The sequence below is a fragment of the Mycobacterium sp. E2462 genome, assembly GCF_001672685.1.
Classification (GTDB): Bacteria; Actinomycetota; Actinomycetes; order Mycobacteriales; family Mycobacteriaceae; genus Mycobacterium.
Map to the genome: position 1 here is coordinate 1 of NZ_LZKC01000477.1, position 14,553 is coordinate 14,553.

The 14,553-nt window shown below is 71.3% G+C and carries 18 protein-coding genes; 6 read left to right on the forward strand and 12 right to left on the reverse strand.

Going from position 1 to position 14,553, the window contains the following annotated elements:
* Positions 1-613: DUF349 domain-containing protein (locus A5714_RS24435; RefSeq protein ID WP_156747486.1), on the forward strand; the 613-nt coding region annotated here is incomplete at its 5' end.
* Here the strand turns inward: A5714_RS24435 and A5714_RS24440 are convergent.
* The 4 genes from A5714_RS24440 to recA all read right to left on the reverse strand — a co-directional run bounded on the left by A5714_RS24440 (position 610) and on the right by recA (position 4,369).
* On the reverse strand, positions 610-1,218 hold the full coding sequence (locus tag A5714_RS24440; protein ID WP_068074759.1) for a hypothetical protein: 609 nt from the start codon (positions 1,216-1,218) through the stop codon (positions 610-612). The genes A5714_RS24435 and A5714_RS24440 overlap by 4 nt on opposite strands.
* Positions 1,215-2,729, reverse strand: a complete 1,515-nt coding sequence (gene miaB, locus A5714_RS24445; protein WP_068289797.1) for a tRNA (N6-isopentenyl adenosine(37)-C2)-methylthiotransferase MiaB — start codon at positions 2,727-2,729, stop codon at positions 1,215-1,217. The genes A5714_RS24440 and miaB overlap by 4 nt, the downstream gene beginning before the upstream one ends.
* 61 nt (positions 2,730-2,790) lie before the next feature.
* A complete protein-coding gene (gene recX, locus A5714_RS24450; RefSeq protein ID WP_068289804.1) occupies positions 2,791-3,351 on the reverse strand; it encodes a recombination regulator RecX in 561 nt (186 codons plus the stop codon).
* Positions 3,317-4,369, reverse strand: a complete 1,053-nt coding sequence (gene recA, locus A5714_RS24455) for a recombinase RecA (protein WP_068074724.1) — start codon at positions 4,367-4,369, stop codon at positions 3,317-3,319. Before recA ends, recX begins: the two co-directional genes overlap by 35 nt.
* Positions 4,370-4,577: 208 nt before the next feature.
* Between recA and A5714_RS24460 the strand changes: the two genes are divergently transcribed.
* Together A5714_RS24460 and A5714_RS24465 are read left to right on the forward strand one after the other, a co-directional pair.
* Positions 4,578-5,261 carry a (2Fe-2S)-binding protein gene (locus A5714_RS24460; RefSeq protein ID WP_068074722.1) on the forward strand — a complete coding sequence of 228 codons (684 nt, stop codon included), beginning with the start codon at positions 4,578-4,580 and terminating at the stop codon, positions 5,259-5,261.
* Positions 5,262-5,309: 48 nt separating this feature from the next.
* A complete protein-coding gene (locus A5714_RS24465) occupies positions 5,310-5,948 on the forward strand; it encodes a flavodoxin family protein (protein ID WP_068289806.1) in 639 nt (212 codons plus the stop codon).
* A 10-nt stretch (positions 5,949-5,958) separates the two neighbouring features.
* On the opposite strand, the gene A5714_RS24470 is transcribed toward A5714_RS24465, so the two are convergent.
* From A5714_RS24470 to A5714_RS24480, 3 genes are read right to left on the reverse strand one after another with little or no spacing between them, the layout of a single operon-like run.
* On the reverse strand, positions 5,959-6,165 hold the full coding sequence (locus A5714_RS24470; protein ID WP_156671300.1) for a DUF3046 domain-containing protein: 207 nt from the start codon (positions 6,163-6,165) through the stop codon (positions 5,959-5,961).
* Positions 6,166-6,200: 35 nt separating this feature from the next.
* Entirely contained in the window at positions 6,201-6,485 is a 285-nt protein-coding gene (locus A5714_RS24475) for a hypothetical protein (RefSeq protein ID WP_068074716.1), read from the reverse strand.
* Positions 6,486-6,528: 43 nt separating this feature from the next.
* Positions 6,529-7,695: a glycosyltransferase gene (locus tag A5714_RS24480; RefSeq protein ID WP_068289808.1), complete on the reverse strand. Its 1,167-nt coding sequence runs from the start codon at positions 7,693-7,695 to the stop codon at positions 6,529-6,531.
* 53 nt (positions 7,696-7,748) lie between these two features.
* Here A5714_RS24480 and A5714_RS24485 point away from each other — a divergent pair, with 53 nt between their 5' ends.
* A complete protein-coding gene (locus tag A5714_RS24485; protein WP_068074710.1) occupies positions 7,749-8,192 on the forward strand; it encodes a limonene-1,2-epoxide hydrolase in 444 nt (147 codons plus the stop codon).
* Here A5714_RS24485 and A5714_RS24490 read toward each other — a convergent pair whose 3' ends face one another.
* The 4 genes from A5714_RS24490 to pgsA all read right to left on the reverse strand — a co-directional run bounded on the left by A5714_RS24490 (position 8,193) and on the right by pgsA (position 10,985).
* Positions 8,193-9,002 carry a hypothetical protein gene (locus A5714_RS24490; protein WP_068074707.1) on the reverse strand — a complete coding sequence of 270 codons (810 nt, stop codon included), beginning with the start codon at positions 9,000-9,002 and terminating at the stop codon, positions 8,193-8,195.
* 12 nt (positions 9,003-9,014) lie between these two features.
* The gene (gene pspA, locus A5714_RS24495; protein ID WP_068074704.1) at positions 9,015-9,839 is read right to left on the reverse strand and encodes a phage shock protein PspA; all 825 of its coding nucleotides are present in this window, start codon (positions 9,837-9,839) and stop codon (positions 9,015-9,017) included.
* 110 nt (positions 9,840-9,949) lie between these two features.
* Positions 9,950-10,276 carry a transcriptional regulator ClgR gene (gene clgR / locus A5714_RS24500; protein ID WP_068074701.1) on the reverse strand — a complete coding sequence of 109 codons (327 nt, stop codon included), beginning with the start codon at positions 10,274-10,276 and terminating at the stop codon, positions 9,950-9,952.
* A gap of 109 nt (positions 10,277-10,385) precedes the next feature.
* Positions 10,386-10,985 carry a CDP-diacylglycerol--glycerol-3-phosphate 3-phosphatidyltransferase gene (gene pgsA / locus A5714_RS24505; protein WP_082959953.1) on the reverse strand — a complete coding sequence of 200 codons (600 nt, stop codon included), beginning with the start codon at positions 10,983-10,985 and terminating at the stop codon, positions 10,386-10,388.
* Between the two features lie 38 nt (positions 10,986-11,023).
* Here pgsA and A5714_RS24510 point away from each other — a divergent pair, with 38 nt between their 5' ends.
* Entirely contained in the window at positions 11,024-11,566 is a 543-nt protein-coding gene (locus tag A5714_RS24510; protein ID WP_068074749.1) for an amino-acid N-acetyltransferase, read from the forward strand.
* A 12-nt stretch (positions 11,567-11,578) separates the two neighbouring features.
* Here A5714_RS24510 and A5714_RS24515 read toward each other — a convergent pair whose 3' ends face one another.
* Entirely contained in the window at positions 11,579-14,110 is a 2,532-nt protein-coding gene (locus A5714_RS24515) for a DNA translocase FtsK (RefSeq protein WP_231975981.1), read from the reverse strand.
* A gap of 154 nt (positions 14,111-14,264) precedes the next feature.
* Here A5714_RS24515 and A5714_RS24520 point away from each other — a divergent pair.
* The coding region (locus tag A5714_RS24520; RefSeq protein ID WP_068289812.1) for a putative quinol monooxygenase at positions 14,265-14,553 on the forward strand (289 nt) is incomplete at its 3' end.

Sequence of the window (14,553 nt, forward strand, 5' to 3'; positions counted from 1 at the left end):
CCGTCACGCCAAGGAGCGACTGTGCGAGCGGGCCGAGGCGCTGTCGGACTCGACGGACTGGGGGGCCACCAGCGCCGAGTTCCGCAAGCTGCTCGCCGAGTGGAAAGCCGCCGGCCGGGCCAGCAAAGAGGTCGACGACGCGTTGTGGCGCCGCTTCAAGGCCGCCCAGGACGTCTTCTTCGCGGCCCGCAACGCGGTCACCGCGGAGAAGGACGCCGAGCTGGCGGCCAACGCGACCGCCAAGGAGGCGTTGCTGGCCGAGGCGGAGAGGATCGACACCGGCAACCACGACGCCGCCCGGGCCGCGCTGCGCTCGATCACCGAGAAGTGGGACGCGATCGGTAAGGTGCCGCGGGAGCGGTCCGCCGACCTGGAGCGTCGGCTGCGGGCCGTCGAGAAGAAGGTGCGCGACGCCGGCGAGGCCGGGTGGTCGGATCCGCAGGCCCAGGCCCGCGCCGAGCAGTTCCAGGCGCGGGTCGAGCAGTACGAGCAGCAGGCCCGCAAGGCCGCCGCGGCCGGCCGCACCAAGGAGGCCGAGCAGGCTAGGGCGAACGCCGAGCAATGGCGGGAGTGGGCGCAGGCCGCCGCGGCGGCGCTGACGCGCCGGTCCTAACTCGCCGGCGTGCCGCCGTCCGGGTGGGCCGTGTCGTCGAGCTCGTCGAGCAGCGTGGTGGCCTGGCGCTGCGCGGTCAGCCGGCGGCGCTCCTGTTCGGCGGCGAGCTGGACGATGGTGCGCGACCAGACCACGCGGGCCCACTGGTAGCTGAGCAGGATCACCGTGACCCACGCGACGATCAGGCCCCATCCCGGGCCGGGATGTCCCGCCGCGACTGTCTGGCGCGACCAGATCGCGAGCAGGCCCGCGGCGTCGGCGAGCGCCGATCCCGCCAAGGCCACCCAGGCCAGCGCCCAGCGCCGCGTCACCAACGCGAGCATCGAGAACCCGACGCCGAACACCAGCGCCAGCCAGGCGAACACCCGCGACGGCAGGGCCACCGCGGCCGCACCCGCGCCGTGGCTGCTGAATAGCACGTCCCAGCCGCGCACCGCGCCGGTGTGCGGCAGGATGAACGACCCCAGCAACACGAATACCAGGATCGACACGACGAAACCCCTGGTGCCCGGGTCGATTCCGCGCGCCACCCGGCGTTCGGCGGCCTCGATCTCGGTCCGCAGCGCGTCGAGCCGCGGGTCGTGCTTGTCGGTCTTCTTCGTCATCTGGCGCATCCAAGGGGTTCGGGCGGGCCGGTGGGCGGCCCGACGGCGGGCATGCCGAGGCCGATGCCGACCGGACGCCGGCCCGCGGCGGCCGCGTCGCCGGCGCGGGTGCGCCGGTGGCTCAGGACGCCGGCGTCGGCGATGAGGTGGTGCGGCGCGGCCTGGGTGATCGCGGTGGTGACGACGTCCCCCGGGCGGACGTCGCGCGCCCCGTCGACGGAGAAGTGCACCAGCCGACCGTCGCGGGCGCGTCCCGTCATCCGGGCGGTGTGGCTGTCCTTGCGGCCCTCCCCCGCGGCGACCAAAACCCCGACGGTGTCACCGATCAGGGCCTGGTTGCCCTCCCAGGAGATGGCCTCCTGCAGTTCGATCAACCGCTCGTAGCGTTCCTGCACAACGGCTTTGGGCAGCTGCCCGTCAAGTTCCGCGGCCGGGGTGCCGGGCCGCTTGGAGTACTGGAAGGTGAACGCGGCAGCGAAGCGGGCCTGCCGCACGACGTCGAGGGTGGCGGCGAAGTCCTCTTCCGTCTCGCCGGGAAACCCGACGATCAGGTCCGTGGTGATCGCGGCGTGCGGCATGGCGGCGCGCACGCGGTCGATGATGCTTAGGTACCGGTCGGCCCGGTACGAGCGGCGCATCGCGCGCAGCATCCGGTCGGAGCCGGATTGCAGCGGCATGTGCAGGGCGGGGCAGACGTTGGGCGTCGTCGCCATGGCGTCGATGACGTCGTCGGTGAATTCGGCCGGGTGCGGCGAGGTGAAGCGCACGCGCTCGAGCCCGTCGACCTCGCCGCAGGCCCGCAACAGCCGCGCAAACGCGCCGCGATCGCGAGGCTGCGCCGGGTCGGCGAAGGACACCCCGTAGGCGTTGACGTTCTGGCCCAGCAGCGTGACCTCGAGCACGCCGTCGGCCACCAGCGACCGCACCTCGGCCAGAATGTCGGCCGGGTTGCGATCCACCTCTTTGCCGCGCAGCGACGGCACGATGCAGAAGGTGCACGTGTTGTTACACCCGACGGAGATGGAAACCCAAGCGGCGTAAGCGGATTCGCGGGCGCTGGGCAGTGATGAGGGGAATTGCTGGAGCGCTTCGGCGATCTCCACCTGCGCAACCCGGTTGTGCCGGGCCCGCTCGAGCAGCGTCGGCAGCGAGCCGATGTTGTGCGTGCCGAAGACGACGTCGACCCAGGGCGCCTTGCGCAGCAGCGCGTCGCGGTCCTTCTGAGCCAGGCAACCGCCCACCGCGATCTGCATCTCGGGGTTGCCCCGCTTGCGCGGCGCCAGGTGGCTGAGGTTGCCGTACAGCTTGTTGTCGGCGTTTTCCCGCACGGCGCAGGTGTTGAACACCACCACGTCGGCGTCGGCGTCCTCGGCGGCGCGCCGGTACCCGGCCGCCTCCAGCAGTCCGGCCAACCGCTCGGAGTCGTGGACGTTCATCTGGCAGCCGTAGGTGCGGACCTGGTAGGTGCGCTCCGGCACCGCCGCCTGGGCGGGGTCGCCTTGCATCACCATGGAAGTCACGGAGCCATGGTACGGCGGTGGCCGGACGCCCGGCTCGTCCCACCCGGCCCGCTCAGACCCGCCGGCGCTCCCGTTCGGCGGCCAACTCGGCGAACACCACCTCGCACGCCAGGCTCTGGCCGTAGCCGCGGCGGCCCAGCATCGCCACCAGCCGGCGGGTCAGCCGCGCGTCGCCGTCGGCTCTGCCGTCACCGTCACCGTCACCGTCACCGTCGCCGGCCAGCGTTTCCCGGCGCAGCTTGGACCGCACGAGTTGTTCGGCCTGGTCGCGTTCGGCGCCGGCGTCGATCCCGGCCAGCGCCGCGGTGATCACGTCCTTGTCCACGCCCTTGGTGCGCAGCTCGGCGGCCAACGCGCGCTTGCTGCGGCCCGCGTTGACCCGGCGCGACCGCACCCACTGCTCGGCGAAGTCGGCATCGTCGACGAGGCCGACGGCGGCCAGCCGGTCGAGCACCGCGTCGCTGACCTGGGCGGGATAGCCCCGTTTGTCCAGGTGGCCGCGTAGTTCGGCCCGGGTGCGCGCCCGCGCGGTGAGCAGGCGCAGGCACAGAGACCGCGCCTGCTCCTCGCGGGAGGGCTCAGAAATCGACGGGGGCGGGCAGGACGCTGTCATCGGACAAGTCATCGGTCACGACCGCGCCAATGCCGAGCTTTTCCTTGATCTTCTTCTCGATCTCGTTGGCCACGTCGTCGTTTTCCATCAGGAAGTTGCGGGCGTTCTCCTTGCCCTGGCCGAGCTGTTCGCCCTCGTAGGTGAACCAGGAACCGGACTTGCGGATGAAGCCCTGCTCCACGCCCATGTCGATCAGCGACCCCTCGCGGCTGATGCCGCGGCCGTAGAGGATGTCGAACTCGGCCTGCTTGAACGGCGGCGACACCTTGTTCTTGACGATCTTCACCCGGGTGCGGTTACCGACCGCGTTGGTGCCGTCCTTGAGCGTCTCGATCCGGCGCACGTCCATGCGCACCGACGCGTAGAACTTCAAGGCCTTTCCACCCGTGGTGGTTTCCGGGCTGCCGAACATGACCCCGATCTTCTCCCGCAGCTGGTTGATGAAGATCGCCGTGGTGCCCGAATTGTTCAGCGCGCCAGTCATTTTCCGCAGCGCCTGGCTCATCAGCCGGGCCTGCAGGCCGACGTGGCTGTCCCCCATCTCGCCCTCGAGTTCCGCGCGCGGCACCAGGGCCGCCACCGAGTCGATGACCAGGATGTCCAGCGCGCCGGAACGGATCAGCATGTCGGCGATCTCGAGGGCCTGCTCCCCCGTATCGGGCTGGCTGACCAGCAGGGAATCGGTGTCCACGCCCAGCTTCTTGGCGTAGTCGGGGTCCAGGGCGTGCTCGGCGTCGATGAACGCCGCCACACCGCCGGCGGCCTGAGCGTTGGCCACCGCGTGCAGCGCGACGGTGGTCTTACCCGACGACTCCGGGCCGTAGATCTCCACGACCCGCCCGCGCGGCAGGCCGCCGATGCCCAGCGCCACGTCCAGGGCGATGGAACCGGTCGGGATGACCGAGATCGGCTGGCGCATCTCGTCGCCGAGCCGCATCACCGAGCCTTTGCCATAGCTTTTCTCGATCTGGGCCATCGCCAGTTCGAGAGCCTTCTCGCGATCGGGGGCTTGCGCCATGATGCCTCTCCTATAGTCCAGTGTGTTCGTCTGACCGGTATCGGTCGGTTGGCGGTGACACTAGAGAAGGCCACCGACAAGTTGACTCTGGCGAACGATCCCCACAGTAGCCGAACAGGTGTTCGATCCAAGTGTGACACGCCGGGCGCGTCGCGGGTGTGGCAACATCGGGCGCCGGATCGGCCGGAGCGAGAAGGGCGGCGCGTCGATGGACATCTCTGCCCAGCTCGCCGAAATAGCCTCCTATGGCGGCTTTTTCGCGCTCACCGTGGGCCCGGACCAGGGGTCGGGCGCGCAGGCCTGGCGCCCGGTGTGGCGGTGCTACGCCGACGGCTACGCGGACCTCGTCGACGCCACCGCCAGGTATTACGGCACCCCCGATCTGCGGATCGGGGCCTCGCTGGTCCACCTCGCCCACGCCAGCCGGCTGTGGTCACCGGTGCTGGCGTGCGCGCTCGCGCACCGCGTCCTGCCCCGCCTCGACGAGCTGCAGCGCGCGGCCGACGGGGCGCGGCTGCGGCTGCCCGAACCCGTCGGGGATCCCGTCGGCGACGACCCCGCCGGCGAGCTGTACCGCGCCGTCGTCGAGCGCCACCTGCACCCGCTCGCCGCCGGCCTGCGCGTCAAATTGGCCCCGGCGCTGCTGGCCGGCAATGTGGCGTCGGCGCTGTTCGGCGCCGCCCGCGCCCTGTGCGCGGCGCGACCCGACCTGCGCCGCCGGATCGCCGCGACGACCGGCGACCTGCTGGGCACCGGGATCCTGGCGGGGTCCGGCGTCAGCACCGGCGCCCACCTGGGCTTCCGGCGACGCAGCTGCTGCCTGTTCTACCGGCTGCCCGGGCAGTCGGTGTGCGGTGACTGCGTGTTCGACCGGCCGCCGGGCCGCCGGTAGCGGGCGCGCCGCCCGTTTGCTCACCCGTCGTCCGGGTACGCGCCCGCCATGACCTCCCCCGCGACCTCCGCCACCGCGCCGTCCCTGCGCGCCCTCGCGCTGACCTGTTCGCTGAAGAAGAGCCCCACCCCCTCCAGCAGCGACCTGATCGCCGACCAGCTGCTGGCCGAGCTCGGCAAGGCCGGGGTCGAGGGAGCCAAGCAGCGGTGCGTCGACCTGGCGTTACTGCCGGGCACCGAGGCCGACATGGGGCCGGGCGACGAGTGGCCCGCGCTGCTGGACAGGATCAAGCGCGCCGACATTCTCGTCCTGTCGACACCGACCTGGGTCGGCCACATGTCCAGCGTCGCGCAGCGCGTCCTGGAGCGGCTCGACGCCGAGCTGTCCGACAAGGACAACGCCGGGCGGCCCGTCATGGTCGGAAAGGTCGCGGTGGCGGCGGTCGTGGGCAACGAGGACGGCGCCCACAAGATCGTCGCCGACCTGTTCCAGGCGCTCAACGACATCGGGTTCTCCATCGCCGCACAGGGCTGCACCTACTGGAACGGCGAAGCCATGCAGGGCACCAACTTCAACGACCTCGACGAGGTCCCCGAGGCGGTGGCCGGGGTGACCGGGACGGCGGCCCGCAACGCCGTCCACCTGGCCGGACTGCTGCGGCACCAGCCCTACCCGCCCTACGAGTGAGCCGCGGCGCTCACCACTGCTCGCGCGGGACGTCGAAATCCGCGCACAACGCCCGCCACACCTCGCGCGGCTCGACACCGGCCTCGATCGCCTGGGCGGCGGTGCGCCCGTCGAATCCGCTCAGCACGTGATCGACCAGCACCGACGAACCGTACGCGGCGCCGAATCGCAACACGACCCGCTCGTTGAACTCCGTTAGCCGCACGCCAGCCAAGATACCCAGCCGGCGACCGCCGGACACCGTGCCGCGGCTTAGCGCCAGCTCGCCGGCAGATCGATGATGTGGTTGGGGCAGACCTCCTGGGCGGCCAGTGACATGACGTCGCGCGCCCGTTGCGCCGACATGCGACCGCGCAACACCATGAACGTGTACTCGGCGGGCGCGTAACCCTGCTGGGCGGCGCTCGGGTCGTCCATCAACTGGCAGGCCTGCTGCTCGTCGGCGTTGTCGGCGTGGGCCGCTTCCGCACCCCACAGCGCGGTGGCCAGCAGCCCAGCGGTGGCGACACAGCTGGTGACCCTCGTGGCCGTCCTCATCGGCACACCTCCTCCCCGCCGGTTGCGACCAGCATGCCCCACCTCACTGCGCCACGGCCAGCGCTTCGCGGCACACCTGGACGGGATCGGCGACGTCGGACGCGGTGGCGGCGGCTCGCCGCGCCGCTTGACGATAGCCCGGCGACGCCAGCACCTCGGCGACCGCGGCGACCAGCGCGTCGCCGCCCAGCGGCCGCACCAGCCGGGCGCTGCCCTGCCGCACCACCCGGTTGGCCAGCTCCCACTGATCGCCGCCGCCGGGCACCACCACCAGCGGCACCCCGGCCAGCAGCGTCTTGGCGAGCATGCCGTGGCCACCACCGCAGATCACCAGGTCGGCGTGGGTCAGCAGCTCGGCCTGGCTGCCGAGCCCGACGACCGCCCAGGGCGGTGCCGCCAGGTCCGCCCCGCCGAGACGCGAGACGACCAGCCGCGCGCCCGGCGGCAGCGTCTCGCCCGGCACCAGCCGCTCCAGCGCGAGCTCGGCCATCCCGGCGGCGCCGGTCGCCGCGGTCGACGGCGCAACGACCAGCACGGGCCCGTCCCCCGGGGGGATCTCGAGCACCCGGTCGGTCGGCTCGAAGTGCAGCGGACCCACCACCACGGCCTCGGCCGGCCAGTCGGGCCGGGGCACTTCCAGCGCCGGCAACGTGGCGATCAGCCGCCGCAACGGCCCGGGGTCCGCGGCCGGCAGCCCGATCTCGACCCGGGCGGCCGCGCGCTGCCGCAGCCCGGCGCGCCAGGACCGGGCCGTCAGCGCGCGCATGGCGGCGTCGCGGATCCGGCCGCCGACACCGGTGCCGGGCGCCAGGCCGCTGCCGATCGGCGGCAGCCCCCGCGACGGCAGGTACAGCGGGTGCGGGTCCAGCTCGATCCACGGGATGCCCAGCAGCTCGGCGGCCATGCCGCCCGCCGCGGTGATGACGTCGGACACCACCAGGTCGGGGGCCAGCTCCGTCAGCGCCGGCGCGTTGAGCACCGCCATCCGCGCCGCGCGGCGGTGGATCCGTGCCCCGGCGTCCACGTCGTCGTCGATGGCCGCGAGCCCGTCGAGCGGGACGGCGGAGAACCCGGCGGCGCGGGCGGTGTCGAGCCATTCCTCGCCGGTGAACAGCGTCGGCTCGTCGCCGGCGGCGGCGAAGCGTTGGCACAGCGCGATCGCGGGGAAGGAATGCCCGGGATCCGGCCCGGCGACCACGGCGACGCGCACCGGCCTTACCCTGCCACAGCCGCGACGGGCCACGCAGGCCTACGCTGGCACCCATGACCGAGGTGACTGGAACGGGCACTGGAACTACCGACGCGAACACCCGCACGGTCGAGGGTTTCCTCACCGCGCTGCAGGACGCGGACTTCGACGCCGCGTCGACCGCGCTGGACGACAACCTCGTCTACCAGAACGTCGGGCTGCCGACCATCCACGGCCGGCACCGGGCGATGAAGCTGTTCCGCCAGATGGACGGGCGCGCCGCCTTCGAGGTGAAGATCCACCGCATCGCGGCCGACGGCGCGGCGGTCCTCACCGAGCGCACCGACGCCCTGATCTTTGGGCCGCTGCGGCTGCAGTTCTGGGTGTGCGGGGTGTTCGAGGTGCACGACGGCCGAATCACGTTGTGGCGCGACTACTTCGACTTCTTCGACATGTTCAAGGCCACGTTGCGGGGCCTGGCCGGGCTGGCCGTTCCGTCGCTCAAGGCGACGTTCTAGCTAGCTCGCGCCGCGCAGCTTGCCGAGTTCGTCGAAAGCCTGCGCCCACCCGACCAGGCGGTCGGTCGCCCCGGCGAGTTCGGTGCGGTAGCGCTGCGATTCCGTCAGGGCGCCGCCGTTGGCCGACGACACCAGCTGCGCGGCGGCGGTCACCATTTCGTTGTACTGGCGCACCCCGGCGCTGAGCTGGGCGGTGAAGGCGTTGATGGTGGGCACCAGGTGCGCGCGCGACGACTCGGAGTAGTGCGCCGCCCGTTCCAGCGACACCACCTCCGCGGCGGTGGCGGCCATCGCCGCCGAGGTCTTGTGGGCCGCCGCGTTGAGGTCGGCAATCTCCTCGGCCGGCAACATCGCGCCGCGCTCGATCACCCCGACCAGCGACACGAAGCCGCGCTCGGAGGCGCCCAGGGCGTACATCGCGGGCCGGGCCGCCGAGCCCGGCGGCGGCAGCCGGCGCACGTTCGCGGGCCGCGGGGACGGCAGCGGTTCCGCCCCCAGCCAGCGGTACCGAAACAGCAGCAGCGTCGCCGGGATCGCCATGAGGACCGCGACGGCGCCCGTGATCTCCAGCAGCAGGGCGAACCAGCCCCAGGCCGCCAGCAGCATCGTCACCAGCACCCAGAACACGCACCCGGCGCTGAAGATCAAACCCCACCGCAGCGCACGACGGCGGCGACGCAGCTGCCGGGCCCGCGGGTCGGTGGCGGCGCCGAGCCGGCGAAGCACCACGTCGGAGAGCTGGCCGGCGGCGTAGAAACCGCGTTGCAGCAGCGCGCGCCACGGGCCGCGCTCGCCAGCCTTCACCGCCATGTCAGGCCGTCGTTACTGGCCGAACGGCTGTTCGGTGACCGCGCCGCCGGACGTCTCGGCGGGGCGCGGGGCGGCGGCGGTGCTTCCCGCGGCGGATCCGCCGGCCGGAAGGGCCTCCCCGCGCATCGACGCGCGGATCTGCTCCAGGCGGGAATGCCCGGCCATCTGCACGCCGGCCTGCTCGACCTCGAGCATCCGGCCCTGCACCGAGCCCTGCGCGAGCTCGGCGGCCCCGATGGCGTTGGCGTAGCGGCGCTCGATCTTGTCGCGCACCTCGTCGAGGTTGGGGACGTTGCCGGGGGCGGCGATCTCGCTCATCGAGCGCAGCGACGCGCTGACCTGCTCTTGCATCTTGGCCTGTTCGAGCTGGCTGAGCAGCTTGGTGCGCTCGGCGATCTTCTGCTGCAGCACCATGGCGTTCTGTTCGACCGCCCTCTTGGCCTGCGCGGCCGCGCTGAGCGCCTGGTCGTGCAGGGTTTTAAGGTCCTCGACGCTTTGCTCGGCGGTCACCAGTTGGGCCGCGAACGCCTCGGCGGCGTTGTTGTATTCGGTCGCCTTGGCGGCGTCACCGGCGGCGTTGGCCTGATCGGCCAGGGTGAGCGCCTGGCGGGTGTTCACCTGCAGCTTTTCGACGTCGGCCAGCTGCCGGTTGAGCCGCATCTCGAGCTGACGCTGGTTGCCGATGACCTGCGCCGCCTGCTGGGTCAGCGCCTGGTGCGTGCGCTGCGCCTCCTCGATGGCCTGCTGGATCTGCACCTTAGGGTCGGCGTGCTCGTCGATCTTCGAGTTGAACAGCGCCATGAGGTACTTCCACCCCTTGACGAACGGATTGGCCATGAGTCAGCTCCACCTTCGCTTGTCGCGGGCCCCGGCGGTCCCGGGTTGGGTCCTGCGCTTCCCGCTCAATTTAATGGCTCGGCGCCGATCCACCCACCCCTGAGGGGCGGTCAGGCGATCGCCAGGGAGGACACCGGCGGAATGACGACCTTCGTCGAGGCGTCGATGCTGGTGCCGCTGGGCGCGGCGTAGGCCGCCCGCTCTTCGCTAGCCATCCGCTCGCCGGCGTCGGTCAGCACCGACGACAGCGGCACCTCCAGCGCGTCGCAGATGGCGTTGAGCAGCTCGCTCGACGGCTCCTTGCGCCCGCGCTCGACCTCCGAGAGGTAGCCGAGGCTCACCCGCGCCGTGTCGGACACCTCGCGCAGCGTGCGGCCCTGGGCCGTCCGGGCCTCCCGCAGCACGTCGCCGATGACCTCGCGCACCAATGGCGGCATCCCGCCCTCCTTCGTCAAGTCAGCCCCGCCGGCACGCACGTCAGTGCGGCAGGCGCTCACTAGGTGAACGCCGCTGAGGGTGGTCTGGTTCCCGGGGCGCGACGGTATTTCAGGCGGCCGTCCGGCGCACCGCGCGCACGGTCGACACGACGTAGTCGATGCCGGTGATGACCGTCAGGACGATCGCCGCACCCAGTACCACCGCCGCCCCCACCCGGAACGGGCCCGGCGTTCCCGCCCACGGCAGCACGAACAGCCCGATCGCCACCACCTGCACCACGGTCTTGACCTTGCCTCCCCAGCTGGCCGGGATGACCCCGCGGCGGATGACGGCCAGCCGCAGCACGGTGACGCCGACTTCGCGGGCCAGGATCAGCACGGTCACCCACCACGGCAGCTCGCCCAGCATGGACAGCCCGATCAGGGCTGAACCGACCAAGGTCTTGTCGGCGATCGGGTCCACGAACGCACCGAATTCGGTGGCCATTCCATAGTTGCGGGCCAGCAGCCCGTCCAACCGATCCGTGATGCACGCCACCGCGAAGATCACGAAAGCCACGATCCGAAAGGCGCTTTGGTGCCCGTCACCGGCGAACAGCGCGAGCAGGAACACCGGGACCAGCACCAGCCGCAGCATGGTGAGGGTGTTGGCGAGGTTGGCGATGTGGGCGCGACCCGCGACCGGACCCGTTTGCGGCTGCCCCGACACGGCAACAGAATAACGGTTGACCAGCAGCGCCGTTCCCGATGTCGATACTGTTACCCGTGACCGCAAGTTCGCATGGCCTCCCCGCGGTAGTCCGGCGCGCGCGCACGTCGGACGTTCCCGCGATCAAAGAGCTGGTCGACACGTACGCGGGCAAGATCCTGCTGGAGAAGAACCTCGTGACGCTCTACGAGGCCGTGCAGGAATTCTGGGTCGCCGAACACCCGGCCCGGCCGGGCACCGTCGTGGGTTGCGGGGCGCTGCACGTCATGTGGTCGGACCTCGGCGAAATCCGCACGGTGGCGGTCGATCCGGCGATGACGGGACACGGAATCGGGCACGCGATCGTGGAACGGTTGCTCGAGGTGGCGCGCGAGTTGCAGCTCAAGCGCCTGTTCGTGCTGACCTTTGAAACCGAGTTCTTCGGCAAGCACGGCTTCACCGAGATCGAGGGCACGCCCGTCACCGCCGAGGTGTTCGACGAGATGTGCCGCTCGTATGACCTCGGTGTCGCCGAGTTTCTCGACCTGAGCTACGTCAAGCCGAACATCCTGGGCAATTCCCGGATGCTGCTGGTGCTGTGAGCGGGCGACCCGTCATTCTTCGCCGTCCCCGCCGGCGGCGTCGCTGCCGCCGCGGATCAGCGCCAGCGTGCCCGCCAGCTCGTCGGGCTTGACCAGGACCTCGCGCGCCTTGGATCCCTCGGACGGCCCGACGATGCCGCGGGTCTCCATCAGGTCCATCAACCGGCCGGCCTTGGCGAAACCGACGCGCAGCTTGCGCTGCAGCATCGAGGTCGAGCCGAACTGGCTGGACACGACGAGCTCGACGGCCTGCAGGAAGACGTCCATGTCGTCGCCGATGTCGGGATCGACGTCGGTGCGCTCGCCGGTGGGCTTGGCCGTGGTGACGCCCTCGGTGTACTCGGGCTCGGCCTGGTCCTTGCAGGCGGCGACGACGGCCTGGATCTCCTCGTCGGTGATGAAGGCGCCCTGCAGACGGATCGGCTTGCCCGCGCCCATCGGGAGGAACAGGCCGTCGCCCATGCCGATCAGCTTCTCCGCGCCGGCCTGGTCCAGGATCACGCGGCTGTCGGTCAGCGACGACGTGGCGAACGCCAGCCGGGACGGCACGTTGGTCTTGATCAGTCCGGTGACGACGTCGACCGAGGGCCGCTGGGTGGCCAGGACCAGGTGGATGCCCGCGGCGCGGGCCTTCTGGGTGATCCGCACGATGGCGTCCTCGACGTCGCGCGGCGCGGTCATCATGAGGTCGGCCAACTCGTCGACGATCGCCAGGATGTACGGGTAGGGCCGGTATTCGCGCTGGCTGCCCAGCGGCGCGGTGATGGCGCCGGACCGCACCTTGTCGTTGAAGTCGTCGATGTGGCGCACCCGCGAGGCCTGCATGTCCTGGTAGCGCTGTTCCATCTCCTCGACCAGCCACGCCAGCGCGGCCGCGGCCTTCTTCGGCTGGGTGATGATCGGCGTGATGAGGTGCGGGATGCCCTCGTACGGCGTCAGCTCCACCATCTTCGGGTCGATCAGGATCATCCTGACCTCCTCGGGGGTGGCCCGGGTGAGCAGCGACACCAGCATGGAGTTGACGAAGCTCGACTTTCCGGACCCGGTCGAGCCCGCGACCAGCAGGTGCGGCATCTTGGCCAGGTTGGCCGAGATGAAGTCGCCCTCGATGTCCTTGCCCAATCCGATGATCAGCGGGTGGTGGTCGCGCCGGGTCGTCGGCGCGGTGAGCACGTCGGCCAGCCGGACCATCTCGCGGTCGGTGTTGGGCACCTCGATGCCCACGGCGGACTTGCCGGGGATCGGGGCCAGCATGCGCACGCTTTCGGTGGCCACCGCGTAGGCGATGTTCTTTTGCAGGGCGGTGATCTTCTCCACCTTCACGCCCGGCCCGAGCTCTACCTCGTAGCGGGTGACGGTGGGGCCGCGAGTGCAGCCGGTGACCGCGGCGTCGACCTTGAACTGGTTCAGCACCTCGCTGATGGCGTCGGCCATGGCCGTGTTGGCGGCGCTGCGCTTCTTGGGCGGGTCGCCCGCCACCAGCAGGCTCAGCGACGGCAGCGCGTACGGGCCCTCGACCACCCGGTCCAACACCTCGGTCAGCTGTTGCTTGTCGCGGCGACGGCCGCGCGCCTTCGCCGGCTCGACGGCCGGCTCCGGGACGGTGGGAGCCTCCTGGTCTCGTAGCGACTCCACCGCGGGCCATCCCAATGGCTCGGCGGCGGCCGGGCCTCGCCCGGCCAAGTCCTCGGTGGGCGCCTCGGAATCCACTGCGTCGTCCGCAAACTCGCCGTCGTAATCGGCGTCGTCGTAGTCAGCGTCGTCGTAGTCGGCGTCCTCGTAGTCAGCGTCGTAGTCGTCGTCGCGATACCCCGAGCCACCGAACAGGCCGCGGACGACGTCGGGCACCTCCCGGATGGTGGTCCCCGTCAGCAGCAGCAACCCGAACATCAGGCCGATGAACAGCAGCGGCGCCGCGATCCACGGCGTCAACCCGTCGGAAAGCGGGCCGCCGATCGCGAAGCCGATGAATCCGCCGGCGCGGCGCCGCGCCTCGGGGTCCCCCGGCGAGCCCGACCACAGGTGGCGCAGGCCGAGCACCGACAGGCAGATCAGGCTGGCGCCCAGGATCAGGCGGGGGCGCGCCTCGGGGTGCGGTTCGGTGCGCATCAGCGTCACGGCCACCGCCGCGGTGAGGACCGGCAGCGCCAACACCCCCGAGCCGATGAAGGTGCGCAGCAAGGTGTCGACCCAGGCGCCGACGGGCCGGGCGGCGTCGAACCAGGAGCTCGCGGCGACCACCACGGACAACGCGAGCAGCGCCAGGGCGATGCCGTCGCGGCGGTGGCCGGGGTCGATGTCGTGGGCGCGCCCGATCGACCGCGCCGCGCCGCCGGTCCCCCGCGCCGCCATCAGCCAGGTGGCCCGCAGGGCGCGACCGCAGGTGACGCCGACGGCGACCAGCGGCGAGCGGGTACGCCGCTTGGCGGGCTTGCCGCCCTTGCGGCGCGGCGCGGGCCGGGCACCGCGTGACCCGCTGGACCGCGGTGTGGCCTTTGACCTGCTCGTTCGGGTTGCGGAGCGGGCAGCGGTCTTACTGGGCATGACGGCCAGGGTAGTCGCAACGGCATCATCTACACCACCCGCCACACTGGTAACGATCGGCTTGTGTGGCACGCGTCGGACCCGGCGCCGGCTCGCGTGAGTAGGGTGACATCCGGCGAAAGAAGTCATGTCCGTCACCCCAGGAGGCCCAAGCATGCCCGTCGTCGTCGTCGCCACCCTCACCGTCAAGCCCGAGTCCGTCGACACCGTCCGCGAAATCCTCACCCGCGCGGTCGAAGAGGTGCACGAGGAGCCGGGGTGCCAGCTGTACTCGCTGCACGAATCGGGCGAGACCTTCATCTTCGTCGAGCAGTGGGCCGACCCCGAGGCCCTCAAGACGCACAGCACCGCCCCCGCGGTCGGCAAGATGTTCGGCGCGGTCGGCGAGCACCTGGCGGGAGCGCCGGACATCAAGATGCTGCAGCCGGTCGTGGCGGGCGACC